Genomic DNA, 25,871 nt, shown 5'->3' with positions numbered 1-25,871 from the left:
ATTGTAAAATTAGACTCCATAAACTTTCATAAGCTCATCAAGCTCTTTTTTCTCTTCCATTTCCTGAACTTTTTTTACAGATAATGCAATTGATTTTCTTTTTTCATTAATATCTGTAACTACAGCCTCAACTTTATCTCCAACTGAGAATTTTTCAGAAATATCCTTCAAAAATTCCTCTGTTAACTCACGTTTTGGTATAATTCCGTTAAATCTGTCTGTTAATTTAACAAGCACAAAATTTTCCTGAATTTCGACAATCTCAGTATTTACAATATTTCCTTTCTTATATTGTTCAATTGCTTCCTTCCAAGGTGATTTTTCTAATTGCTTGATACTTCCAGACAGTTTTTTATCAAGTTTATCAACTACAATTACTTTAAATTCGACTTCATCGCCAACTTTGTATTCTTTATGTTCTTTTTTATCCCACGAAAATTCGTTTTTATGAATAAACACTTCTATTCCTTTTTCTAATTCCACAAAAATTCCATAATCCTGAACATTCATGACCTTTCCTTTAAATGCATTATCAAAGTCATAAGTTTCCTCAAGAACTTTCCATCTGTCATCAAGCAACGCTTTGGCACTTAGAGTAATTCTATTTTTTTCGTCATTAAAGTCAACGATTTTAAATTTGATTATGTCTCCTGCTTTATATTTTGAAGTTAAATTTGTTTCTCTCTTGTACGACAAGTCAGACACATGCAAAAGTCCGTCAATATCTTTTTCCAGTGAAATTAATAATCCAAAGTCAAATACTTCTGTTATTGGTTTTTCAATAATATCTCCAATGTGGTATTTTTCCTTAACTGTATCCCAAGGGTTTTCTGACAATTGTTTTACACTTAACTTAACGTTTTTCTTTTCATCTTCAATTTGAATAATCTTCGCAGAAAATTTATCCCCTTCCTTGTAGTTTTTAAGCTCTTTAGCCCCATTATGCCAAGCCAGCTCTGAAACATGTACAAATCCAGAATTACCGTCAACTGTCACAACTATCCCAAAATCAAGTACATCCTTTACGACTGCTTCGACTACATCTCCTACATTATGGCTTGCCGCAAATGCAACCCAAGGATCTTCTGACAATTGTTTTATACTTAATTTTAATCTACTTTTCTCAGCGTCCTTTTCAATAATTTTAGCATTTATTTCATCACCAATTTTATATTTTTCAGTCAAATTATCCACTTGATCCCAAGAAATTTCAGATATATGAATAAATCCACTAGTTGCTCCCAAGTCCAAAATAATTCCAAAGTCAAATATCTCTTTAATTTTACCAGTAACAACATCTCCAATATTTACATTTTCTAAATATTTTTCTTCTTCAATTTTTATTAAATCGCTTCTTGAAATAGTTATGTTGCTCTTATTTTTTTCCTTTATTAAAAATTTAAATTTTTGTCCTGTGTAATCTTTATTTTTGTCAAATCTGGCAAGTGAAAATGGTAGAAATGCTTCATTTTTTCCAATTCTTACAGTGTATCCACCTTTAATTTTCTTAATAATTTCTCCTGTTACAATGTCATCTACATTAAATGATGCTAGTTCTTTTGCCTTATCCAATACAAATTTTGAAACAATGATATTCTCATCATCTTCTCTTAAAACTTTTACTTCAATTTTATCTCCTATTTCAAAATCTTTAACTTCGCTTACATAAATTCTTCCTTCTTTCTTTGCATTCAAATCAAGAAAACCATAATCCAGTTCTTTTCTAGTAATAACTCCTTCTACTACATCTCCAGATTTTTTTTCTTCTGGTAAATAATCTTCCAATAATAATTCAAATTCTTTTTCGTTCATTTTGCACTCTAGAACTGCTATTAAAAGCCAGTTCTTCTCCCTTCTTTTTTATTTATAAAAATTATTCTTCAAAAAATTTATCAACTTCAATTATTTTTTTTAATTCTTCTAATAATTTCTTTTCATCTTCAATATTTTCTTCATTTTTTGAAATTGCTCTAAACTTTAATTTTTCTCCCTTAGCTGCTCCAAGCATCATTACTCCAAATACATTCTTTGCATTTACAATTTCATTTTCTCCAACTTTTTCTATTTCCAAAGTCAAATTATATTTCTTTGCGATATTGACAATTTGTCCAGATGGTCTTGCATGAAGCCCTTGCTCATTTTTTATTTCCACAATAATTTCTGTCATAATTTACCTTTCCTGTCTTTACCCACTCTCAAATTTATGTGAAATAATACTACAGAATTAAATAAATTTTGATTCAAGTAAATCAATTATAATTATTTATTTTAGTTTTTACACAATTATACTATACTTTAATTGTAAATCTATGTAAATAATATCATTTATTCAGTTAAAAATCAATGTCTATCTTCTTATTTTTATAAATTTTTTAATAAATTACACCACAGTAATTATATTTATGTTATTCTCATTTAAATAACGAAATTATTACAAACTTTTCTAATAAAAGGTATAAACCTAATATTTTTAAATAATTAAAATACAATTTTTCTTTTTCAAACAAAGTCTACATCAGAGTATTTTTATATTTGAACATAGCAAATTTTTGTTACTACAGGAAAATGTAATAGACTAGCCATAAGTTACTACGTAGCAGTCTTACCACAATTTTAATTCTTAAGATAATATAGTAAAACTGCTTTAAAACTAAACTCAAAAGGCTATGACTATTTTACTCAAACCCTAAATCTATATAATTTTTAGTAGTTTAATTTAAAATAGGTTTGAGTATACCTTTACCTCAATATAAAGATTTTATACAATAAGTAACTTTCTTAAAATAAACAAAAAAAGAGAGCCATATAAAATGACTCTCCAAATTTATTTTAAAAATTTTAAATTCAATTATTGATTAATGAATCTTACATTACTAAAGTCAACGTTTTGGAAGAATAATTCAACTCTTCTGTTGTTGTATCTTCCTTCAACTGTGTCATTAGTATCAGCTGGGTTGCTTTCTCCTTGTCCAGTAATTGATCCATAAGAGATTGTATTTTTTAATCCATAATCTTTCAATAATCTAGCAACGTTTTGTGCTCTTGCTACTGATAATTTTTGGTTATAAGCAGCTGATCCAGTTGAATCTGTATGTCCAACGAAATCAATTGATCCACCTTCAGCGAATTGGTTAATTACTCCAGCAATAGTTCTCAAGTCTGAAGCTTCATTTTCGTTAGGTACTCTTCCATCTACTTTAAATCCTCTGATTACACATTTTTTCTCATTTGCTGAACAGCTAAATGGTAATACAGCAGTATTTGGTTGATTAACCTCTTTTTGTTGTGGTTCTGGTGTAGGTACTGGAGTTGGCACAGGTACTTGCACAGTTTGAGTTATGATTTTAGGTGCTCTGTCATTTTTCAATTGTCCAAATCTATATCCTACTCTAACTCCTGCTGAATCAATATGATCTCTTTCTCTAAGGTTTCCTAATTTATATTTAACGTTTGATCTTTCATAGATAGCTTCTAATGAAACTGGTCCAAACTCAGTTCCTAATCCTGCAGCTACATATAATCCACCTGATAAATCTCCATTAAATTGTTTAGATTCTTTAGCAAAGTTATATCCTGCTCTTCCTAATACATATAATGCATCATTACCACTGTTAGTAGTAACTAAGTTAAATTTACCTAAAGCATAAACTGGTACACTTCTACCAATTCTTGTATTAGTTTCTTTAACTTTTAATTTTCCAGAATTAGATGACAATTTGTATTCTGCCCCTAATCCCCATTCAAATTCACCTTGGTTATCAACGATATATTCTGCACCAACTGTTGGTCCATGTTTTAACATAAAGTCTTTACCAAGATCATTACTTCCATTTTTGTATTTTCTGTAGAAATCGTATCCACCTTTAATTTGGAATTCAGATGCTACAGCATTTAAAGCTAATAAAGCTGTTCCTAAAATTACTAATTTTTTCATTTCAATTCCTCCTGAATTTCATTTTGTTTTCTCTAACTTTTTAAGTTGTTACTATTTTCTTCTAATCCTCTATTAAAATTATACAACATTTTAGAAGAAAATGCAACACTTTAGCATACAATTATATTCTTTAGCTAAAACTTCTTGTTTACAAATTATAATATCATTTTTTTTATAAAAAGTCAACAAAAAAATTAAGCAATACACTATTTTAACCTTTATTTTAGTATATTTATCTATTAAAATATCCTAATTTTATTGACTTATAAGTCATTAATTTTTTTGTTTTTTTTATAATATTTTATAATTATAATCACTGGTTATTTTTAACGTTATCAAAAAATTTTCTATATACTTATTAATTTATCAATAGAAGTTTCTAATTTTTTCAATAATGCAATACGGTTTTTTTCAATTTTTCGTTATCAGTATTAATAATTACATTATCAAAAATTGATTAATCGTAGATGCATTATTTAACAATGTTTCAATATAATTTGAAAATTCTGTATTTTCAATACTTTCCAATTGATTTGCTAAATTATACAATGTCTTTTCTTCTTCCAATTCAAATAAAGTACTGTCAATATTTAGATTTTCATTTTTTTCATCTTTCACAATATTTTTTACACGTTTCAAAAGATTTATCAAAATTTCAAAATTTTCAGTTTGTGATAATTTCAGAAGTTCAGATAATTTTTTATCAAGTTCCACAATATTACTTTCAAGGTTTATCTCATAATTTATAAGATCTTTTTTATATTTTTCTGAAAGCACGTTAATTATTCTTTGTTTAAAGAACTCTGTCACATCCTTCAAAACATCTTTTTCCAGTACTTTTTTATCAGCTGAAAAAATTTCATAAGCCTTTTCAATTAATTTTTTGTAGTCAAACGATAATTTTGAATTTAATGTAACTTGGATAATTCCTTGTGTAGCACGTCTTAATGCGTAAGGGTCTTTAGAACTTGTTGGTTTTAGTCCAACTGCAAAACATCCAATTATTGTATCCATCTTGTCAGCAATTCCAGCGATAGCACCTTCCACGGTTGTAGGTAGTTCATCTCCTTGATAACGAGGCAAGTAATGTTCAAAAATTCCAAGTGCCACATTTTTATCTTCTCCCTGCTTTTCAGCATAAACGGAACCCATAAACCCTTGTAATTTTGTAAATTCCTTTTCTCCAATTACATTTGAAACAAGATCCGCTTTTGCTAAATCCACCGTTCTTATAATATTTTCCTTCTTATCATTCAAATTCAATTCTGAAATCAGATATTCAGCGATTTTTTCACTTCTTTTAACTTTTTCAAAAATTGTTCCCATATCCTTTTGGAAAGTAACTTCTTTCAGTTTTTCCACATTATCCGCAAATTTATTTTTCAAATCCTCATCAAAGAAAAATTTCGCATCAGCAAGCCTTGGCTCTACAACCTTTTCATTCCCTTTTTTCACAGTTTCGGAATATTCGGGTGCATTTCTTATAACAATAAATTTATTTGATAATTTTCCGTCTTTATCTTTTACTGGAAAATATCTTTGATGAGTTTCCAATGTAATCGTGATAATATCTTCAGGAAGCTGCAAATAATCCTTACTAAATTCACCTTTTATTGCATAAGGATATTCTACTACATTAACTACTTCATCCAATAAATATTTATTGATTATCGCTGTATCGCCATCATTTTCACCATTTTCCCTTATACTTTTCAAAATTTCTTCTCTTCTCTTTTCGCCATCTACGATAACAAAGTTTTCAAGCAATATTTTTTCATAGTCAAGCGGATTATTAATCTCAATGTCCTGAGAAGCAAAATATCTCATTCCACGAGTCTTATTCCCGCCTTTTAGACCTTCAAACTCAAAAGGTAAAATTTCTCCATTATCAAACAAAGTTACAAACCATTTAATTGGCCTTACAAATCTAAATGTTCTGTCCGCCCATTTCATTGACTTTTCAAACTCTATTTTCTTTATCGCATTTTTCAATATTTCAGGTAAAATCTCCTTAGTATTTTTTCCTGCAATAAATTTTTCAACCGAAATATATTTTCCTTTTTCATTTTCAATAATCTTTATATCATCAATCGTAGCACCTTGCGACTTCACAAACCCTTCCCCAGCTTTCGTAAGCTGCCCATCCTTATAAGCAATCTCAACCGAAGGCCCTACACTTTTTTTATCCAAATCATCCTGTTTTTCAGCCAAATCCTTTATAATTGCTGTAACCCTTCTAGGCGTACTAAACGATTCAATCCCTGAAAACTTGATTCTTTCAACCTTTAATTCATTTTCTATTATTTTTTTCAGATCTTTTTCCGCCTTATCCACATATTGTGCAGGCAATTCTTCCAATCCTATTTCAAAAAGAAAATTCAATTTTCTCACTCCCTTCACTCTTTTCAATCTTTTATCTTAAATATTTTTCATTAATCGCATAATCCATTATTGTATTACAAAATATTTCAATAGTATTTAATACTTTATTCGAAATTTCCATAAATCTTTTTGCATCTATATCTAAACCATCAAATCTTTCACCATGTGCTATTTTATTTCGTTTTTTTAACAAAACTTCATCAATTAGTTTTTTGTCTAACTCAATTTTTTCAATCGACACACCTATCAAATTTAAAATATTTTCAAATACATCTGATTTTAAATTTGATTCTGCAGGAATTACTTTATAATAGTCATAAACTTTTTCTTTTTCCAATTCTAAAACACATAAATTAAAATCTTTAAACTGTTTTGATGTTCCAATTTTCTTATATTTTTGAAATAATAAAATACCAAAAAAATTATGATTTAAGTCTTCATATTTTAAATTTTGACATTTTATATAGCACAAATAATATTCTCCAACTTTTTTTATACTTCCTTCCCAATGAGAATATAAAATAAGAATTGCTGCTCTTAATAGATATTTATTATCATCATTCTTATTAAAAAGTTGTTCTCTTTGCCATAATATTTCTTTTTTTCGCCAAGCTATTTCTAAGTCTATATGATCTTGTAGTGAATTTAAATCATTTATCCTCATTTCTAAAATATTCCTCTCCAAATAATGATAAATCTCTAAATCTCAATACTGGCTTAACTCCTTTGCCTAAATTTTTGTTAAAATTTTCATTATCATACATTTCTATAATCTTATTTTCTAAATAACTATAATGTTTAATATTTTCTAAATTTTTATATACTCCGACTGCTATTGCTTGAAAAGAAGCATTTAAAATAGCACCACTAAACTTATTTTTTCTTTACTATATTTTTGAATACATCTTCACCTAATGTTTTGTTTAAAATTTCAAACGTTTTAAAAAATTTTCTTTAAACTTCTCTTTATTAAAATCTTCATTTTCAGAAATTCTGCTAATTTCTTTATCTAACATCTCGCTTAAATCTTTATACTTAAATTCTGATACATCAGAATTTACACCTATTAATAAACGTAAAACTAATTCTTTTTTATACTGTTCTAATTCTTTCCTATCACTAACTGGAACACATTCAGAAAAATTTTCATCACTTTCACACTCACAAATCAATTCAAATATACTCTTATTTACCATTATAATCAAGCAATTCCGTACTTCTTGAGGTTCTAAATTAGCACCTCCTGTATTCAAACGTTGAAATAATTCATATTTTGCTTTAGGATCACTTCCTTTTTTTACTATAATTACATCCATTCTAGCTCTTTTAAAATCCAATTGTTGCGTTTTTGTAAAATTTTTTTCACCTGTTGACCATCCATAACCTTCCAACGATGGTAAATAATCTGTTGCATTTAAAATTAATGGTTCTATTTTTTTATCATTTTCATCTTTTAAAATTCCCATAAATTGAAATATTGTTGATAATCTTTGAACACCATCAATTACATCCCAAACTCCTTTTTCATTTTGATTGACAAAAATAGATGGAATAGGTATATTTAATAATATTGATTCTATTAATCTTGTTTTTTGGTAACTATTCCATCTAAACAATCTTTGAAATTCAGGATGTATATCAATTTCATCATCCCTATATAAATTGGCTAATTCTCCTATTGACATTTGATACGATTCCCTATAAATTTGACTTGATTCTTTTTCTATTTCTTTCTCTAAATTGCTCATAATCGCTCTCCTCAATATTATAATTTAAAATATCCTTAGGTGAAATTCTAACAGATTTACCATTTGTTGATATTCCTACTGAGTAAATATACTCTAAAAACTTATTAGATTTCAATATATGATATACTATTTCCAAATTCTCCTTCGTATTACTTGTTATGCAAATACCTGAATATGGAATTTCCTCTTCTGATAAAAATATATTTTAACTTTTTGGGTAATAATCGTTGATAATAATATTTTTGGTTGATAACTATTATATATTCCTTGATTCCTTCCATATTCAAACCATTTAGAATTTTTATCTGATTTTCTTTTATTTAATATTTGAATTTTATCTTGTAAATATTTTTCTGCCATTGGAAAATGTTGTTGAAATTCTTTTTCTTCATATTTTTCAAATTTATTTTTTTTATTTTTTTTGTATGGAAATATTATAAACTCCTCTTTTTTTCTTTCGGCAGACCTTGGACTTACTGCTTTTCTAATTATTTTTTTCTCAACAGAAAAATTATTAATTACAAAATGATCATCCTTTATTTCATAGTTATCCTTTATTAAAAAAACATTATTTGATAAAGTTGCTATACTCATATGAGCATCTATAAATTCTTTTAATTTAGGACCTTTATTAGAAATATATGTTTCAAAAATCCACTTTTTTTTTAACTCTTTTTTTTCTATATTTTTTTCTATTTTATTTTTTACATCTATATATTTTATATAACTTGTTACTTCTTCATGATTTTCACAACAAACTATAGAGATAGGAAGTTTCACTTTTTTAAATATTTTCAAACCCGTATAATCCACAATTTTCAAATTATATTTTAGAATTTCATCTCTAATTATCTTACCTGATACATTTTTAAATAGACTATTTGGCAATATATATGCCAATTTCCCCTTATTATTTAATAACTTCAATCCTTTCTCAATAAAAGGAAAATAATAATCAAACTTACCCTTTTGACAACTTTTAAAATTTTCACATAATATTTTTCTCAAATCTAAATTAATCTCAGAATATTTTATAAAAGGAGGATTTCCTATTACATAATCAAATTTTTCTTTTTCATTTGAAAATAAAAAATCTTTGTTATAAATTTTCCAATTTACAGGTTTTAAATTATATCTTTCAAGTATTTTATTTAAATTTTCTATACAATGTTTATAGTGTGATTCGTCTATTTCATAAGCTATAATATTCCTTTCTAATCCATCTCGTATTTCTTTTAGAGAATACTTTTCATTTAGACTTATTTCAATATACATTTTTACTATTTCTACTAAAATATTTCCATCTCCACAAGAATTTTCTAAAACTTTTTTATTATAGACATTTTCTTTATATCGTATTTCATCTAATAAATTTTTAACTTGTTCTTTTTCAGTAAATATTTTACACTTATCAAAAACTTGAGATATATTTCTAATAGTAAACACCTCCTTTTCCTAGTAACAATTTATTTATCATGTATTATTTATTCAACAACGGGAATCCTAATCTCTCCCTTGCCTCCACAAATTTCTCTGCACATTTCTTAGCCAAATCCCTGATTCTTAAAATGTAGGACATTCTTTCTGTTGTACTGATTGCACCTCTTGCATCAAGATTGTTGAATGTGTGTGAACATTTTAGAACGTATTCATAGGCTGGGAATACTAAGTCGTTGTTTAGGCAATTTTGAGCTTCCTTTTCGTACATATCAAAAAGTTGGAAGTGCATTGGAACGTCTGCCACTTCAAAGCTGTATTTTGATAATTCATACTCAAACTGGAATCTTCTTTCTCCGTATTTTACACCTTTTGTCCATTCTAAATCTTTTACATCGTCCTTATTTTGCAAATAAAGTGCAATTCTTTCAAGTCCGTAAGTTATTTCAGATGGAACAATGTCAACTTCGAGTCCTCCAACTTGCTGGAAGTATGTAAACTGTGTAATTTCCATCCCATCAAGCCAAACTTCCCATCCTAATCCCCACGCTCCAAGTGTAGGGCTTTCCCAGTTGTCTTCCACAAATCTTATATCGTGTTCCTTAGGATTAATTCCTAATGCCACTAAACTTTCTAAGTAAAGTTCCTGAATATTTTCTGGCGATGGTTTCATAATTACCTGAAACTGATGATGCTGATACACTCTGTTGGGATTTTCACCGTATCTTCCATCTTTTGGACGACGTGATGGCTCAACATAGGCAACATTCCAAGGCTCAGGACCTAACGACATTAAAAAAGTGTCTGGATTAAAAGTTCCCGCACCTGTTTCAATATCGTACGGATTTGATATTATACACCCTTTATCTCCCCAGAACTTTTGAAGAGTTAATATAATTTCCTGAAAAGTCATTTCTCTCTATCCTTTCTCTATTTTTCCTATTTTTCTATCTAAAATATCTTTACTAAATTAAATCTGCTCATAATACATTAATCTTACTAAATTTTCATTTTAGATTATTTTGATTAATAATTATTACTCTTATTTTATTTATTTTAGTTTTTTGATGCAGAGGTATCGAACGCCATACCTCCCTTTTCGCAATAACAATTATTTAACATCTTTAACTGATTATCACTTAAAAGTTATGGCGAAAGTTCTACGAACTACTCCGGCTTTACGCAAAACTTTCTTATAAAAGAAAAATAGAACTCGCTTTTGAATAAAAGTTATTTTAATCTAAATAACTTTGTTTAATTTAAAGTGTTTTCCAAAAGCTCAAACAACTATTTTTCTTCTAACGAAATTTTGCTTGGAAATTCATTTAACCAAATTGCCTTTGTATAATTAAATAAAAATTGTCGTGATTTTTTGGAAATGAAAACGACTGTTTGAGCGAAGTTTTACGTAGCGAGTTTCGTTTTTGTTTTCAAAAAATGCTTAGACAAGCCAGGGTTGCAAGGGAAATGGCGATTGATTTCCCTTGCTTTCAAAAAAATAAAAAATACAAAAATAAAGGAATAACATTTATTAACAAAATTCATTTTATAAAATTACTTTTTATTTTTTAAAATATTTTCTCGCCAAATAATCAATTATAATAATATAAATACCAATATGTACATACATATCTGCCACATTGAATACGAAAGCCCAGATTCCTCGAAAATCTATCATGTCAATTACATATCCACGAAGAATTCTGTCAATCATATTTCCTGTGGCTCCAGCGGCAATTACTGCTACTCCCACTTTCGTCCATTTGCTGTAATTCTTAAAGTTTTTGTACTCTACAGCGATTACGTATACAATCAGAACTGCACTTGCTATTGTAAATAAATTGATTTTTCCTTGCAATAGACCGAAAACTCCGCCGTGATTTTCAACATAAGTCAAGTGAAAAAATTTATCTATTATTGGTATAGAAAAACCTTGCACTCCACCTGATACGTTGTACATTAACTGCTTTGTAATCTGATCTAATGCAGCTAAAACCAAAATAATAATTATATAAGGCATTCTTTTCTCCTCACATTTTTTATTAACACATATTTGTAAAAAACGAACTAAATAAGTTATTTTTATTTAGCTGTATTTAGTCCTATTTTACAAAATAAATTTTATGTTACATTTTTTCCAAAACGCTTGCACATCTTGGGCATACATCTGGATGATTATGATTATGTCCAACTTCCTCATCGTATTTCCAGCATCTTTCACATTTTTCTCCAGACGCTTTTTCCACAGCGATGTTTATTCTTTCGATTTCGCTTTCTGCTAAATTATCACTTACAAATTTAACTTGAGATACGATAAACAAGTCAGAAACTTCATTTTCTGTATAATCTTTTATAAATGAATATTCATCATTGGCAATATTTAAAAGAACTCTTGCATCAAGAGAATGTCCTATTAATCCAGTCTGTCTTTCTGCTTCCAGCTTTTTGTTCACTTCTCTTCTTAGACGTGCAATTTTATCCCATTTTTGTGCTAATTCTTTATTTAAGTATTCAGGTCTTGCTTCAATCCATTTTGATAAATGTACACTTTCTTCTTCTTTTAGCGTTTCTGGAATTCTTTCCCAAATTTCATCAGCTGTGAATGACAATACTGGAGAAATTATTCTTACTAGCACTTTCAGAACTTCTGTCAATACAGTCTGTGTGCTTCTTCTTTCAATTGAAGTTGTTCCTTCGCAGTAAAGTCTGTCTTTTACTATGTCTAGATAGAATGAAGACATTTCCATTGAGCAGAAATATGTAATTTCCTGGAATAGACTGTAAAATTCGTATTTATCATAAAATTCTGTTGTTTTAGCCTTCAATTCTTCCAGTTTGTGCATTGCCCACTTGTCAATTTCAAACATATCCTTATAGTCAACTTTATCATTTGCATAATCAAAGTCATTTAAGTTACCCATCAAAAATCTAGCTGTATTTCTGATTCTTCTATAAGCGTCAGACATTTGCTGCAAGATATTTTCCGAAATTCTTACATCTTCTCTGTAATCTACTGAAGATACCCACAGTCTTAAAATATCTGCTCCGTATTTTTCTGTAATATCTTTTGGAAGTATTGTGTTTCCTAAAGATTTAGACATTTTTCTTCCTTGTCCGTCCATTGTGAATCCGTGAGTTAGGATTCTTTTGTAAGGTGCATCTTTTGTACTTGCAATCGATGTCAACAATGAAGATTGGAACCACCCTCTATGCTGGTCACTTCCTTCAAGGTACAAGTCTGCTGGTCTTGGCAAATTTCTTGGCACCAGCACACTTCTATGTGAAACTCCTGAATCAAACCAGACGTCCATTATACTTCTTTCTTTTCTAATATCCACATCTTTCAAGTTATATTTTTCCAAAAGTTCATCCCCGATAATTTCTTTGGCTTCATATTTCCACCAAATGTCAGTTCCTTCTTTTTTTACCATTTCAATTACTCTGTCCATAATTTCTGGCTCATAGATAACTTCATCAGTCGCTCTGTTGTAGAACAATGGTATTGGTACTCCCCATACTCTTTGTCTTGAAATAGTCCAGTCTGGACGAGTTTCTAACATTGAACCAATTCTATTTTTACCCCAAGATGGTACAAATTCTACATCATCTAGCGCTTTTATAGCATTTTCCCTAATATCGCTTTCATCAACGCTAATGAACCATTGCTCAGTTGCTCTGAAAATTACAGGTTTTTTACTTCTCCAGTCATGCGGATACGAGTGAACAAATTTGCTGTGATGCAGTAAATTTCCACTTTCTGTCAAGTCCTGCACAATTACGTTGCTTGCTTTTGCATAAAACATTCCTTCGTATTTTCCAGCTTCCTTTGTCATATGCCCTCTGTCATCAACTGGCGACAATACTCCAAGTTCGTATTTTCGTGAATAATTGTAATCGTCCGCCCCATGTCCAGGTGCCGAGTGTACTGCTCCAGTCCCTGCATCAGCCGTAACATAATCTCCAAGCATTACTAACCCTTCTCTATCCAAGAACGGATGTCTATAATGAGTTTTCTCAAGTTTAGTTCCTTTAAATTCCTTCAATAATTCATAAGAAATTCCAAGTGTGTTAAATACAGTTTCAGCTAGTTCTTTTGCTAAAACTAAATTCCCTTTTTCTGTTTTGTATAATCCGTAGTCAAATTCAGGATGTAAAAATACTCCCAAGTTTGCAGGCAATGTCCAAGGCGTTGTTGTCCAAATAAGAATACTTGCTTCTTCCACACCTAATTTATCTAATAAGTCCTGTGTCCCTTCAAATTTTACATAAATTGAATGAGATTCTACATCCTTGTACTCAATTTCCGCTTCAGCCAAAGCTGTTTCAGTCGTAGGCGACCAGTAAACTGGTTTTAGCCCTTTATAAACATAACCGTTTTCATAAATTTCCTTAAATACTTTTAACTGTTCCGCTTCATACTCAGGCATTAAAGTGATATAAGGATTATCCCAGTTTCCTAAAATTCCAAGCCTTTTGAATCCTTCTTTTTGTTTTTCTACCCATTTCAAAGCATATTTTTTACATTCTTGTCTAATTTGCAGTGGAGTCATATTTTTTGCCTTTTCTCCAAGTTCTTCCATTATTTTCCACTCGATAGGAAGACCATGTGTATCCCATCCTGGAATATATGGTGCGTTATAACCTCTTAATCTTTTGTATTTTAAGATAATATCCTTCAATATTTTATTTAACGCATGCCCAATGTGAATATCTCCATTTGCATACGGAGGTCCATCGTGCAATACAAAAAATGGTGCCCCTTCGTTTAATGATTTTTCATAAATTTCAGCTTTTTTCCAGTCCCTTAATGTTAAAGGTTCTTTTTGTGCCAAATTAGCTTTCATTTTAAAGCTCGTCTTTGGTAAATTTAGCGTTTTTGCATAATCTACCTTGTCTTCCACATTATTATTTTCCGACATTTTTCCTCCTATATTTTTCTTTTAAATTATTCTCTTTATTTATATTTTTTATTATATCACAATTTTATACATTTTAAAATAACTCGCTTTATATATTATTTTTCTCTTAGTTATTATCCTTAAATATACAAATAAGGAGATACCAAATTTTTAGTATTCTCCTTTTTCTTTAATTATTATATCTAAATTTTTAAATTTTATTAAAATTTTTAGTTACTAATGTATCATTCCACTTCCAACAAAAGTTAAGATACCTAAGATTATAGCATATACTACAGAATATTTAATAGTAAATTTAAGCATATCCCCTTCTTTTCCAACTAATCCAACTGTAGAAGCCGCTATTGCTATATTTTGTGGTGAAATCATCTTACCACCTGTAGCTCCCGCAGTATTTGCAGCGATAAATAATTCTTTCAATACATCACTGCCTGGTTTTAGTCCATTAGCAACACTTGCCTGCAAATCTCCGAATAACAAGTTAGACGACAAGTCACTTCCTGTAACAAATGTTCCAATTGTTCCTAAGAATGGCGAGATTAAAGGAAATCCTTTACCAGTAAGGCTTACAAATCCATCTGCAATGCTTTGAATCATTCCACTATGCTTCATAACTACTGATAACGCAACAATTCCCATAATTACCACAAGTGATGGTATTTTATGAACTGTTGTGTGCCATAGAACTTCTCCCATATCTTTAATTTTAGCTCTTTGGATAAATCCTGCGATAACCGTTGCTACAAATAATGGTGCCGCTGGTGCTAAAATCCATTTGAATGTTACTGACGGATCTGCTCCATTTTCGTTGAACCATTTAGCCTGATTTCCTAAAGCAAAGTTAAATTTAGTTGTTGTAGGTTCTAGTAAAGAATGAATGTGTTCCACAACTGGACTTGTTCCGATTATTAATATTATCATTAATATGTATGGTAACCATGCCAAAAATGCTTCCTTACCTGTAACTGGCTCTTTTTCAAACCCTTCTTCTTCCTTAATAAAGAATTTAATTGCAAGAATCATTAAAACCATCGCAAATAAACTTGATAAGATTGTTGTTAATTCAGCTCCCATTGTCCCAGCTATAATCGGTTGAATCATGTATCCCAAAACTGAAGCTATGATTACTGCCAAAATCCCTTTTCCAAAAGCTGGATTTTTCCCTTCTTCTATTTCCTTGTTAGCCATTTGAACAATGATAAACGGTATAATACATGTTAATAATAACAGTAACAATGATGTGAACAATGCTGTCTGAGTAGGATTTAGCCCTAATTTAGAAACCATTGTTGTTACTGGCAATCCAACTGTACCAAATGCTGTTGGTGTAGAGTTAGCAATCAGACAGATTAATGCCGCATTTAATGGATTAAACCCAAGTGAAACCATTATTGCTGCTGGAATTGCAACTGCTGTTCCATATCCTGCAATACCTTCTATAAATCCACCAAATCCCCAAGCAAGTATTAATGCTTGTGCTCTTTTATCTGACGAAATATTTCCAAGCATTTTTTTTACTGTCTCAATTTTCCCAGTTTTTACAGATAAATCATAAGCAAATAACGCTGCAATTACTACAAATCCAATTGGCATCCATGCTACCGCAAATCCTTCAAATATTGAAGCAATAATCCCCGGTATTGGCATATTCCATTTTTTTATAACAAATGTTAAAATAATAGCCACCACTAAACTTGTATAAGCACTAAACATAGCTGATTTTTTTAATACAGCCAATAATACCAAAAATAAAATTATTGGTATTAAACCTACTAAAAATTCCATTTTTTCTAAACCTTCTTTCTATAATTTTGTTAAAATAATTAACATTTTATAATATATCTTATCAAATTTTTTTAAAAAGTACAAATTTTTTTCTAAATTAAATTTTAGCCTATTCCAAAACTAAACAAATAAAATTAAACAATTCTAACTTTAAACAAATTAAATCTAATTTTCAAACTCTTATTTAAAGCCCTTTTCTTGTAAGTCCAACTCTTCCTCTTTCCTTATCCAGCGACAATATTTTAACTTTTATAATTTGTCCCACAGAAAGTTCCTTTGTAGCGTCTGAAACAAATTTTTCTGCTATTTCAGAAATATGAATCAAAGCATCATTTTTTAACCCTATGTCAACAAATGCTCCAAATTTTGCCACATTTCTTACAGTCCCTTCCAGAACCATCCCTTCTGTCAAGTCATCCATGTTCAAAATATCCGAACGTAAAAGCGGTTTTTCAAATTCATCACGGGGATCACGTCTGTCCTTTAACAGCGCCTCGTATACATCCTTTGCCGTTTCTCTTCCAAAATCATTTTCCTTAATAATTTTTTCCAAATCTATTTTCTGCAATTTTTGTCTTACAACATCCAAATCTTCTTTTAAGTCCTCAACTTTACAGCCAGCTTCCTTCAAGATAATTTCTGCAATATGATATGATTCTGGATGGATAATCGTATTATCAAGCGGATTTTCACTATCAGGCACAACAACAAATCCTGCCATCTGCTCAAATGCCTTATCTCCCAAACCTTTTACCTTTTTAAGCTGTTTTCTGTCTTTAAAATCACCATTTTCATGTCTATAGTCCACAAGATTTTTTGCCACATTCTTCTTGATTCCAGAAACAAAACTTAATAATGCCCACGAAGCTGTATTAATATTTACTCCTACGTTATTTACCACATGCTCAATTGTTTGTTCCAAAGTTTCATTTAGCTTTTTCTGATTTACATCATGCTGATACATTCCCACTCCAATTGATTTTGGATCAATTTTTACAAGTTCTGCCATCGGATCCTGAATCCTTCTCGCAATAGAAATCGCACCTCTTGCCGTAACATCCAAATCAGGAAACTCCTCAATAGCAATTTTGGAAGCAGAATAAATTGAAGCCCCAGCCTCATTTGCAATCAGATATGAAACTTTTTTCTTAGAATCCTTTATTACATCGGCAACAAAAGCCTCCGTTTCCCTCGAAGCTGTTCCATTTCCAATTGCGATAATATCCACATCATATTTTGCTATATAGTCCAATATTTTTTTCTTTGCAGCAGCAAGCTGTCTTTCGTTATGTACTCCATCTACAAGAAAAAGTACGTCATTTGTTTCGTAAAATCCATCTTTATTAATAATTACCATCTTGCAGCCTGTTCTATATCCTGGATCCAATCCCATAAGTGTTTTTTTCGATAAAGGCGGTTGTAACAATAGTTTTTCCAAATTTTCAGAAAAAATGTTGATTGCTTCTTCTTCCGCTTTTTCTGTATAAATATTTCTCACTTCATTCTTTATAGACGGATAAGCCAGTCTGTCCAGTGAATCTTTTATAACTTCCTTAAAAAATTCAGTTAAATTTTTATTTTCAAAAGTATTCAGAATAAAGTTTGTTATAACTTCTTCTGTTTTTTCGTCAATATCAATGTCGACTTTCAATATTTTTTCCTTTTCTCCACGATTTAACGCAAGAATCCTATTTGAAGCACTTCTACCAATCTGCTCCGAATATTCATAATAATCCTGATAAACACCTTTTTCATCATTTTCTTTATTTTTCTCAATAACTTTAGAAGTCAAAATACCAAATTTTGCAATTCTATCCCTTAAAAATTCTCTGATTTTAATATTTTCCGAAATACCCTGAGCAATTATCAAATGCACTCCTTCAATTGCAGCCTTAACATCCGCCACTTCTTCCGTAACATATTTCTCAGCTTCTTTCTCCAGTTGCTCCATTGTAGTCCCTTTGGCTAATGCAAACTCTGAAAGAGGTTCCAACCCTTGATCTTTTGCAATATCCGCTTTTGTTTTCTTCTTTTTCTTATAAGGCAGGTACAGATCTTCCACTTCCTGCAATTTCATCGCATTTACAATACTTTTATGCAATTCCTCAGTTAGTTTTCCTTGCTCCTCAATCAGCCTTATAACTTCCTCTTTCCTCTTTTCCAGATTCCTGTAATACGTAATTTTCTCAATTACATCCCGAATCTGCTCCTCATCCAGATTCCCCGTAACTTCCTTCCGATACCGAGCAATAAACGGTACAGTCGCCCCTTCATCAAAAAGTTTTATCGTATTTTCCACTTGCGACACTTTAAAGTTCAGTTCTTTTGCCACACTAGCTACAATATCCAATGTCTTTCCTCCATTTACAGTTTGATTTTTTTATTTAAATTTACCAACATCTATTTTAGCATAATTTATAAAAAATAACCAGTTGAATAATTTTACAAATTAAAAAGCAAGTTTATATTTTGTCTAAAATTCTCTTTTTCTCTAAAAAAAATTAAAATATGTATTGACTTACGGTAAATTATATTATATAATTATTTTAATCAAAAAAAAGTATAAAATTTGTTTTTCTGAAAATAAATAAAAAGGAGAATTTACCATGAATAAAAATTTAAAGAAATTATGTCTGCTAATGGGAATATTAGCAATGGCAGCAGCAGCTTATGCAAATGGAAGTGTTGTTGCTGAAAATAATACACAAAGCATTCAGCAAGACCAAGAATTTCCAGGTGGATTAGCAAAAGGAATAGATCAGAAATTTACTACAGATGGAAAATTACACGAAGAAAAATTTTTAAATAAAACATTTGGTTATACAGATACGTCAGACAGTTTCAAAATTCAAAAAGATAGTAAAGGATACTTTGTAACACAGTACATCGATGATTCAGAAGAAAAAGATGGTTCTGGACCAATAAAAGAGGAAAAGCTTAGGCTAAAATTAGTAAAAAATGTTTTTCTGACAGAAGTAGATGGTGATGGTTTAACTTATGCTTATGACACAAAACTAAAAAAAGTAGTGCTTATAAATCCAGCTAACAACTATAGAATAATATTCGTCGTTGATTAAAAATTATAATTTAAGAATAAGGAGAAAATTGATTTTAAAGCAAATTTGTTTATAAAATTGATTTTCTCTTTTTAGTAAACAATTTTAATTTAATACAGTATTTTTATTACCGCAAAAAACATTGACAAACAAAAAGAAATATAGTATAATATTTTTGTGATTTAAAAACAGAAAATAATTTACTTTTAAAACAATGATTGGAGGAAATATCTATGAAAAAAATATTTATTCTTATAACAATATTGGCCATTGGAATATTATCTTGCAAAAATAAGCAAAATGAAAATACTGAAGTTGGTGTTTCTCAAAATAATACATCAAATATTACAGAGCAATCACAGAAAAATAATTATAACAAGACTGAAAATACTAATGATTTTCCTGACGAAAGTAATGAAGAATACCCAGGAGGAATGTCGAAAGGAGAAAATGAGCAATTTACAACAGATGGAAACTTGCATGAAGAACAGTTTTTAAATAAAACATTTAGTTATACAGATACAGCAGATTCTTTTAAAATACAAAAAGACAGTAAAGGATATTTTTTAACAAAATATATTGATGAATCAGCTGAAGAAGGAAAAGAAGTACCTGTAAAAGAAGAAACAGTAAGATTAAAACTAATAAATGGAACATTTCTTGTAGAAGATGTTAGTAAAAACGACGGAAATTTAGCTTATGCTTATGATACAAAATTGCAAAAAGTCGTATTTATAAATCCATATAATAAATTCAAAATAATGCTTATAGCTAACTAAATTAGTTATTTCCCAATATATTTTTTACTTAAAAATCTGATTTCTTAAAAATTTGACAAAAGAAAAATAATGTCTTATAATGATTTGTTTAAAATATTTTTTTGATAAATAAAAAATTTTTTAGGCAAAAATTTAGTAAAAAATAAAAAGGGAGAAAGATTTATGAAAAAATTTTTATTTGTTTTAGTAGTATTAATTTTTGGCTCTGGAATTATCATTGCCAAAGAGATGTTTAGTGGAAAAGTGCCTGAAGATATTGTGTTTGTAGGTGATTCAATAATGAACAGCAGCAAGCAGTATATCGGTCCTAATTTTAAAAATCCGTATTTTGATACAAAAATATCACGTCAATTTTCAACACTTCCAGGAATTGTTACAAAATTAGTTGAAAACAACAAGTTAAAGACTGCATTAGTTGTCCATCTTGGAACAAACGGAAAATTTACAGACAAGGACTTTGATTATGTTATGGAAATGGCAAATGGAAAAGATGTATTCTTTATGAATACTGCTCACAAAGATCCTTGGGAACAAGAAGTAAACAGAAAACTTAAAGAAAAAGTAGCTCAGTATCCAAACGCTTATTTAATAGACTGGTATTCTTACGCAAAAGGTAAAAATCAGTATTTCTACAAAGATAGAACTCATCCGAATGACAAAGGGCAAAGATATTATGCAGACTTCTTGACTAACGAAATTAAAAAACACTATCTTGGAGAAAATAATAAAAATAATACTCTAGAAAGATAATTCTTCAAGTACACAAAACACAAACATACATACAATAAACAAAACAATTGATTAAAAAATAATAGTTTCATAAAACTACTTTAATTTCAAACTAAGAAAGTTAAGCTGTATCATAAAACATAGTATTCTATGTAATTTAAGCTGTTTGTTTTAAAGTAGTTTTTTTATTAAATTTTTATCTCAAATATACTCAAATTTTTTCAAAATCACACTAACAAAATTAGATAATCTTTAAATTTTAAATAAAAAACAAATTATATAGTTAAATTATTATAAAAATATATTTTTGACAGAAAGGAATTTTTTTATTTTATGAAAAAGGAAAGAATACAGAGCCTTGACATATTAAGAACTATTGCACTTGTTCTTATATGTGTTTATCACTGGTTTTCCTATAAAGGAACTTATATTGGTGTTGTTATATTTTTTGCATTGAGTGGTTATTTAGTTACAAGCGGACTTCTTTCGAAAAATTTTTCAATCTTTACAGTAATTGACAAAAGATTAAGAAAAATTTATCCAAGTCTTCTGATTGTAATTTTAGCCTCAACTATTGCATTATATTTTGTAAACAATGGACTTGAAATGAAATATAAATATAGTGCTTTATTTTCAGTACTTGGACTAAATAATATTTATCAAATTTTTTCAAAAATGTCGTATTTTGATAATTTTGGGATTATTTTGCCATTAACACACATCTGGGCATTGTCTTTTTTGATACAGATGTACGTATTTTTCCCTATTTTAATACAAGGCTTAAAAAAACTTAAATTAAAAAATAACACAATTGGTATCATATTTTTAGTACTGGGAACAATTTCAGCTTTGATGATGGCTTATATATTTTATACAACTTCAAAATCTCCAGAAGGAGCCGATTTTTCAAGAATATATTATGGAACTGACACAAGAGCTTTTGCTTTCTTTATTCCAGCAGGGATAGCATGTTTTTATACAAATAGAGATATAAAAAAAGATATTGAGAAAAAAATCATATTTATTTTAGGTATTCTAGGATTAATTGTACTAGTTTTCTTTTGCTTCGGTATAGACTATAGAAGCGCCTACAATTATTATGGATTAATGTTCTTATCAAGTATTTTAATTGGATTTACAATTGTTTTATTTTCAAAGCCTGCATTGAGAAAGTTTAATCTTTCAAAATATCCTAAAATATTTAATCCTATTATAAGATTAGGACAGCATCAATATCAATACTATTTATGGCAATACCCAGTTATGATATTTGCACGTGAATATTTTAAATGGACAAAACTTTCAAATACGCAACAATTTTTTATGCAAATTATTGTTTTAGTGGCAGTTTCTGAGCTAAGTTACCTTTTATTCGAGAAAAAAAGTATAAAATATATAAGTTATCCCCTTTTAATTTCTATTTTTGCAATTTTAATATATTCTCCAGTCTATGAAAATAAAGACTTGGAGGAAATGAAAGCAGCACAAGCAGCAGCTACTGTAGAAGAGCCTGAACCTGCCCAATCTACAACGCCAGCACCAACAACAAATACACAAAATGGCAATCTTACAATGGATGAACTTCTCAATGCTATAAATGCTCCATCAAAAGGTATCGAAGAAGAATCAAAAATACAAAATGAAATTTTGAAAAAGTATCCAAATGACGAGAGAGATATATTGTTTATCGGAGATTCTGTGCTAGATATGACAAAAATTGATTTAAGAAAAAAATATCCAAATGCAATTATTGAAACAAAAGTTGGACGTCAATTTTATGAATTGCCAAATATGTTAAAAAACTATGCTCAAAATGGTAAATTAAGAAAAATAATTGTAATTGCACTTGGAACAAATGGTACAATTTACGAAAAGGATATGAAATCTGTTTTGGAAACATTGAAAGGACATGAACTTTACTTTATAAACACAGTTATGCCTGATCCATGGCAAGACAGCGTTAATGCTGAAATTAAGAAGGCAAGCGCTGAGAATCCAAATATAAAGGTAATTGACTGGTATTCATACTCAAAAGGTAAACAGGAGTACTTCTACAAAGATGGAACACATCCAAAACCTCATGCTGCCAAAAGATATATTAATCTATTATATTCTGTTTTAAGTAAAGATATTTTAAATTCAAACAATAATAAACAACAAAAGTCGGAATAATCCGACTTTTTAACTTTGTCTAATATCTTTATTTTTCCCAAAAATTTTTACTGCACTTTCTAAATCAATGTGACAATAACCATTAGGATTTTTATCCAAGTAGTTTTGATGATATTCTTCCGCTAAAATATAATGTTTTAATGGTCTCACTTCCACTTGGATTTCTCTTGAATATTTATTTTGTTCATTTTCTATTTTTTCTTTTATTGTATGTGATTCTTCCTTATCAACATAATAAATTCCAGTTCGATATTGTCGCCCCTCATCAAGTCCCTGTCTATTGATACTTGTTGGATCAATTATCGAAAAATAATAATCAAGAAGTTGATTTAAAGAAATTATATCTTCATCATATTTTATATACACTACTTCGACATGATCAGTCATTTTTAAAATATCATAATTAGTGTCAAGAGTTTGTCCATTTGCGTAACCAACTGATGTTTCTATAACGCCTGGAGCCATTTTAAAAAACTTTTCCACTCCCCAGAAACAGCCTCCTGCCAAATAAATTTCTTTAAAATTTCCCATACATTACACCTCCTTTTATTTTCACTCTTAAATTGAATTAGTAAAGTTAATTATTTAGTTCAATTTAAAAAGTTACCATATAATTTATTATGTCATTATACAAGTTGATAAATAGAAATTATTTAACAATAACTTTTAATTATATTATTTTTTTGTTGGTTTTTGTATAAGCAACATTGAAATGTAATTTTTTTACTTTTCCTTTGAAATAGCCTCTTTTAACTGATTAACAGCCTTTTCCAGAACTGCTCTTGGACAAGCAGCATTCAGCCTCATAAATCCTTCCAGCCCCTTCTGATATACACGTCCTTCATTTAGTCCAAGTTTTGCTTTTGTAAGCATAAATTTTTCCAGCTGTTCTTGATTAAATCCAAATTTTTCACATAATTTTCGACAATCTAGCCATACTAGATATGTTGCCTGTGGAATGTTTGGGGTAATTTCTGGAATATATTCCTTGAAAAAACTATTTAAAAATAAAATATTGTTTTCCAGATATTCCTTTAACTGCTTCAAATATTCTTCACCACCATCAGAATATGCAGCAATTGTGGCAACCAAATTAAAAGGATTGTTTCTATGAACTTCCAGATCTTTCCAGAATCTGTCAAATTTTGATTTTACATCTAAATTATTGAAAATAATTGTTGCACTTTGAAGTCCTGCAAGATTAAAAGCTTTTCCAGTAGAAGTGCAAGTTATTGTATTTTGTCTAATTTCTTCTGAAACGCTTGCCATCGGAATGTGTTTATTGTCCCACAATGTCAAATCAGCATGAATTTCATCGGAAATCACAGGAACTTTATATTTTATGCATAAATTTCCAATTGCTTCCAGTTCATCACGAGTCCATACGTGTCCCAGCGGATTGTGAGGATTGCACAAAATAAACAATTTTGGCTTTTCCTTTAATTTATTTTCCAAATCTTCCAAATCAAGTGAATATTCTCCGTTTTTTTCAATAAACCTATTTTCTATGACAACTCTTGCATTGTCTTCGTTAATATCATAAAATTCTGAATAAACAGGTGTCTGAATTAATATTTTATCACCTTTTTCAGAAAAAATCTGAACCAATGCTCCAAGACTCGGTACAATTCCAATACTAAAACTAAGCAGTTCCTTTTTTGGCTCCCATCCAAATCTTCTTTTCTGCCAGTTTATAAATGACTCAAAATATTCATCTGGACGGTACACGTAACCAAAAATCCCATGCTGAACTTTTTTTTCAAGAGCGTCAATTATAGGCTGTGCTGTCCTAAAATCCATATCTGCAATCCAAAGCGGAATAACATCATCCACTCCAAATTTTCTTAAAAGTTCATTGTATTTCACAGAATGATTATTCTTTCTATCAATAATTTCATCAAAATTGTACTTCATAAAATCACATCCTTTTATTTATTTTTTAATTATTTTTTGTTGACAATCCTCAAATTAAATTATAAAATATATCTAAAATACTATAAAGAGGTAAATTTAAATGACTAAAGAATATAATAAAAATTTTATAATACAGCAAAGTGCAAAGCTTTTTTATTATAAAGGCTATAAAAACACCGAATTAACGGATATTTTTAAGGCTTGCGAAATGCCTAACGATATTTTTTACAAGTTTTTTTCTAGCAAGGAAGAATTGCTTATTGCTGTTATAAAGTATCATACTGAAAATCTTATAAACTTCTTTAACAGCAATGTAGATGACTTATCAATCCATAAATTTCATTATTTTTTTGAAAAATATTTTGAAAATATTGTAAATAACAAGTTTCATGGTGGAAGCCCGCTTGGAAATTTGGCTTTAGAGCTGGCAGATTTAAAAAATAATATACGTGAAGAACTTGTAAAATCCTATAAAAAAATAGAACTTAGATTTTCTTTTTTTATAACTACTTTAAAATATTCTTTTCCTGAAAAATACGATGATATTGTTCCAGAAACAACTGCAAGACTTCTGATAGCTCTACTCGAAGGAACTATTCTTATGTTAAAAACTGAAAAAGAAAGTTCTGCAATTAACGACTTCTTTGTCTTCTTTAATAATCTCTTCAAACTTGATAACAATAAAGAAGTAGAAGAACAGGATAGCGAAACAGAACCAAAAACTTCTGAAACAAAACAAATATACATTCCTGATTCTATCCAAAACGAAACAATTGAAACAGATATAAATGAGTCAAATATTAATAACCAAGATTCTAATGAAAATTTTCAAACAATACCAAATATTAATATTGACGAAATTCATCAAGAAAAGGAAATCTATACTGCTTCTGAATCTAAAATTAATAGCGATGATGATATTTATTATGAACTCGATTCAAACAGTTTAATTAATGTTTTCGATGATTTAGACAATTACCAAAAAAAATGAAGAAGAGAATAATGAATAAAAAATT

The 25,871-nt window shown here is 29.1% G+C and carries 19 protein-coding genes; 5 read left to right on the top strand and 14 right to left on the bottom strand.

Annotated elements, in window-relative coordinates; all coding sequences use genetic code 11:
* Positions 1–9: 9 nt before the first annotated feature.
* The 12 genes from FVE75_RS01350 to FVE75_RS01290 all read right to left on the bottom strand — a co-directional run bounded on the left by FVE75_RS01350 (position 10) and on the right by FVE75_RS01290 (position 18,555).
* The gene (locus tag FVE75_RS01350; protein WP_147004855.1) at positions 10–1,812 is read right to left on the bottom strand and encodes a S1 RNA-binding domain-containing protein; all 1,803 of its coding nucleotides are present in this window, start codon (positions 1,810–1,812) and stop codon (positions 10–12) included.
* Between the two features lie 61 nt (positions 1,813–1,873).
* Positions 1,874–2,167 carry an HPr family phosphocarrier protein gene (locus tag FVE75_RS01345; RefSeq protein ID WP_147004854.1) on the bottom strand — a complete coding sequence of 98 codons (294 nt, stop codon included), beginning with the start codon at positions 2,165–2,167 and terminating at the stop codon, positions 1,874–1,876.
* Between the two features lie 681 nt (positions 2,168–2,848).
* Entirely contained in the window at positions 2,849–3,934 is a 1,086-nt protein-coding gene (locus tag FVE75_RS01340; protein WP_147004853.1) for an OmpA family protein, read from the bottom strand.
* A gap of 438 nt (positions 3,935–4,372) precedes the next feature.
* Complete coding sequence (gene glyS / locus FVE75_RS01335) at positions 4,373–6,316, bottom strand: glycine--tRNA ligase subunit beta (RefSeq protein ID WP_232052579.1); 1,944 nt, start codon at positions 6,314–6,316, stop codon at positions 4,373–4,375.
* 31 nt (positions 6,317–6,347) lie between these two features.
* Positions 6,348–6,980, bottom strand: a complete 633-nt coding sequence (locus tag FVE75_RS01330) for an MAE_28990/MAE_18760 family HEPN-like nuclease (RefSeq protein ID WP_147004852.1) — start codon at positions 6,978–6,980, stop codon at positions 6,348–6,350.
* Between the two features lie 259 nt (positions 6,981–7,239).
* Complete coding sequence (locus FVE75_RS01325; RefSeq protein ID WP_197735194.1) at positions 7,240–8,064, bottom strand: DUF262 domain-containing protein; 825 nt, start codon at positions 8,062–8,064, stop codon at positions 7,240–7,242.
* A 156-nt stretch (positions 8,065–8,220) separates the two neighbouring features.
* Complete coding sequence (locus FVE75_RS01320; RefSeq protein ID WP_147004851.1) at positions 8,221–9,510, bottom strand: Eco57I restriction-modification methylase domain-containing protein; 1,290 nt, start codon at positions 9,508–9,510, stop codon at positions 8,221–8,223.
* 34 nt (positions 9,511–9,544) lie between these two features.
* A complete protein-coding gene (gene glyQ / locus FVE75_RS01315; protein ID WP_021769413.1) occupies positions 9,545–10,414 on the bottom strand; it encodes a glycine--tRNA ligase subunit alpha in 870 nt (289 codons plus the stop codon).
* 648 nt (positions 10,415–11,062) lie between these two features.
* Complete coding sequence (lspA, locus tag FVE75_RS01305; RefSeq protein ID WP_269472170.1) at positions 11,063–11,554, bottom strand: signal peptidase II; 492 nt, start codon at positions 11,552–11,554, stop codon at positions 11,063–11,065.
* A gap of 73 nt (positions 11,555–11,627) precedes the next feature.
* Positions 11,628–14,420, bottom strand: a complete 2,793-nt coding sequence (gene ileS, locus FVE75_RS01300; RefSeq protein ID WP_147004848.1) for an isoleucine--tRNA ligase — start codon at positions 14,418–14,420, stop codon at positions 11,628–11,630.
* A gap of 216 nt (positions 14,421–14,636) precedes the next feature.
* A complete protein-coding gene (locus FVE75_RS01295) occupies positions 14,637–16,205 on the bottom strand; it encodes an L-lactate permease (protein ID WP_147004847.1) in 1,569 nt (522 codons plus the stop codon).
* Between the two features lie 184 nt (positions 16,206–16,389).
* Entirely contained in the window at positions 16,390–18,555 is a 2,166-nt protein-coding gene (locus tag FVE75_RS01290; RefSeq protein WP_147004846.1) for a Tex family protein, read from the bottom strand.
* A gap of 256 nt (positions 18,556–18,811) precedes the next feature.
* On the opposite strand from FVE75_RS01290, the gene FVE75_RS01285 reads away from it, so the two are divergent.
* The 4 genes from FVE75_RS01285 to FVE75_RS01270 all read left to right on the top strand — a co-directional run bounded on the left by FVE75_RS01285 (position 18,812) and on the right by FVE75_RS01270 (position 22,941).
* Positions 18,812–19,282 (top strand): pantothenate kinase, encoded by a 471-nt coding sequence (locus FVE75_RS01285; RefSeq protein WP_147004845.1) that lies wholly within the window; start codon positions 18,812–18,814, stop codon positions 19,280–19,282.
* Between the two features lie 212 nt (positions 19,283–19,494).
* Positions 19,495–20,040 carry a pantothenate kinase gene (locus FVE75_RS01280; protein ID WP_147004844.1) on the top strand — a complete coding sequence of 182 codons (546 nt, stop codon included), beginning with the start codon at positions 19,495–19,497 and terminating at the stop codon, positions 20,038–20,040.
* Positions 20,041–20,202: 162 nt separating this feature from the next.
* A complete protein-coding gene (locus FVE75_RS01275) occupies positions 20,203–20,790 on the top strand; it encodes an SGNH/GDSL hydrolase family protein (RefSeq protein WP_147004843.1) in 588 nt (195 codons plus the stop codon).
* A 312-nt stretch (positions 20,791–21,102) separates the two neighbouring features.
* Positions 21,103–22,941: an acyltransferase family protein gene (locus FVE75_RS01270; RefSeq protein WP_147004842.1), complete on the top strand. Its 1,839-nt coding sequence runs from the start codon at positions 21,103–21,105 to the stop codon at positions 22,939–22,941.
* A gap of 9 nt (positions 22,942–22,950) precedes the next feature.
* On the opposite strand, the gene msrA is transcribed toward FVE75_RS01270, so the two are convergent.
* Positions 22,951–23,472 carry a peptide-methionine (S)-S-oxide reductase MsrA gene (gene msrA / locus FVE75_RS01265; protein WP_147004841.1) on the bottom strand — a complete coding sequence of 174 codons (522 nt, stop codon included), beginning with the start codon at positions 23,470–23,472 and terminating at the stop codon, positions 22,951–22,953.
* Between the two features lie 192 nt (positions 23,473–23,664).
* Positions 23,665–24,855 carry a MalY/PatB family protein gene (locus tag FVE75_RS01260; RefSeq protein WP_147004840.1) on the bottom strand — a complete coding sequence of 397 codons (1,191 nt, stop codon included), beginning with the start codon at positions 24,853–24,855 and terminating at the stop codon, positions 23,665–23,667.
* 100 nt (positions 24,856–24,955) lie between these two features.
* Here FVE75_RS01260 and FVE75_RS01255 point away from each other — a divergent pair, with 100 nt between their 5' ends.
* Positions 24,956–25,846 carry a TetR/AcrR family transcriptional regulator gene (locus FVE75_RS01255; protein WP_147004839.1) on the top strand — a complete coding sequence of 297 codons (891 nt, stop codon included), beginning with the start codon at positions 24,956–24,958 and terminating at the stop codon, positions 25,844–25,846.
* The last annotated feature ends 25 nt before the right edge of the window (positions 25,847–25,871 follow it).

Source organism: Leptotrichia hongkongensis (genome assembly GCF_007990635.1).
GTDB classification, from domain to species: domain Bacteria; phylum Fusobacteriota; class Fusobacteriia; order Fusobacteriales; family Leptotrichiaceae; genus Leptotrichia; species Leptotrichia hongkongensis.
The sequence above is the reverse complement of the archived record's forward strand: the minus strand, read 5'-3'. Positions and strand labels throughout refer to the sequence as shown.

Bases quoted from the DNA above. Each gene is read 5' to 3' on its own strand.
- FVE75_RS01340 (WP_147004853.1), bottom strand. From the start codon at position 3,934: ATGAAAAAATTAGTAATTTTAGGAACAGCTTTATTAGCTTTAAATGCT.
- FVE75_RS01330 (WP_147004852.1), bottom strand. From the start codon at position 6,980: ATGAGGATAAATGATTTAAATTCACTACAAGATCATATAGACTTAGAA.
- glyQ (WP_021769413.1), bottom strand. From the start codon at position 10,414: ATGACTTTTCAGGAAATTATATTAACTCTTCAAAAGTTCTGGGGAGAT.
- FVE75_RS01260 (WP_147004840.1), bottom strand. From the start codon at position 24,855: ATGAAGTACAATTTTGATGAAATTATTGATAGAAAGAATAATCATTCT.
- FVE75_RS01345 (WP_147004854.1), bottom strand. From the start codon at position 2,167: ATGACAGAAATTATTGTGGAAATAAAAAATGAGCAAGGGCTTCATGCA.
- FVE75_RS01255 (WP_147004839.1), top strand. From the start codon at position 24,956: ATGACTAAAGAATATAATAAAAATTTTATAATACAGCAAAGTGCAAAG.
- FVE75_RS01285 (WP_147004845.1), top strand. From the start codon at position 18,812: ATGAATAAAAATTTAAAGAAATTATGTCTGCTAATGGGAATATTAGCA.
- FVE75_RS01295 (WP_147004847.1), bottom strand. From the start codon at position 16,205: ATGGAATTTTTAGTAGGTTTAATACCAATAATTTTATTTTTGGTATTA.
- ileS (WP_147004848.1), bottom strand. From the start codon at position 14,420: ATGTCGGAAAATAATAATGTGGAAGACAAGGTAGATTATGCAAAAACG.
- FVE75_RS01325 (WP_197735194.1), bottom strand. From the start codon at position 8,064: ATGAGCAATTTAGAGAAAGAAATAGAAAAAGAATCAAGTCAAATTTAT.
- FVE75_RS01270 (WP_147004842.1), top strand. From the start codon at position 21,103: ATGAAAAAGGAAAGAATACAGAGCCTTGACATATTAAGAACTATTGCA.
- FVE75_RS01280 (WP_147004844.1), top strand. From the start codon at position 19,495: ATGAAAAAAATATTTATTCTTATAACAATATTGGCCATTGGAATATTA.
- FVE75_RS01350 (WP_147004855.1), bottom strand. From the start codon at position 1,812: ATGAACGAAAAAGAATTTGAATTATTATTGGAAGATTATTTACCAGAA.
- FVE75_RS01275 (WP_147004843.1), top strand. From the start codon at position 20,203: ATGAAAAAATTTTTATTTGTTTTAGTAGTATTAATTTTTGGCTCTGGA.
- msrA (WP_147004841.1), bottom strand. From the start codon at position 23,472: ATGGGAAATTTTAAAGAAATTTATTTGGCAGGAGGCTGTTTCTGGGGA.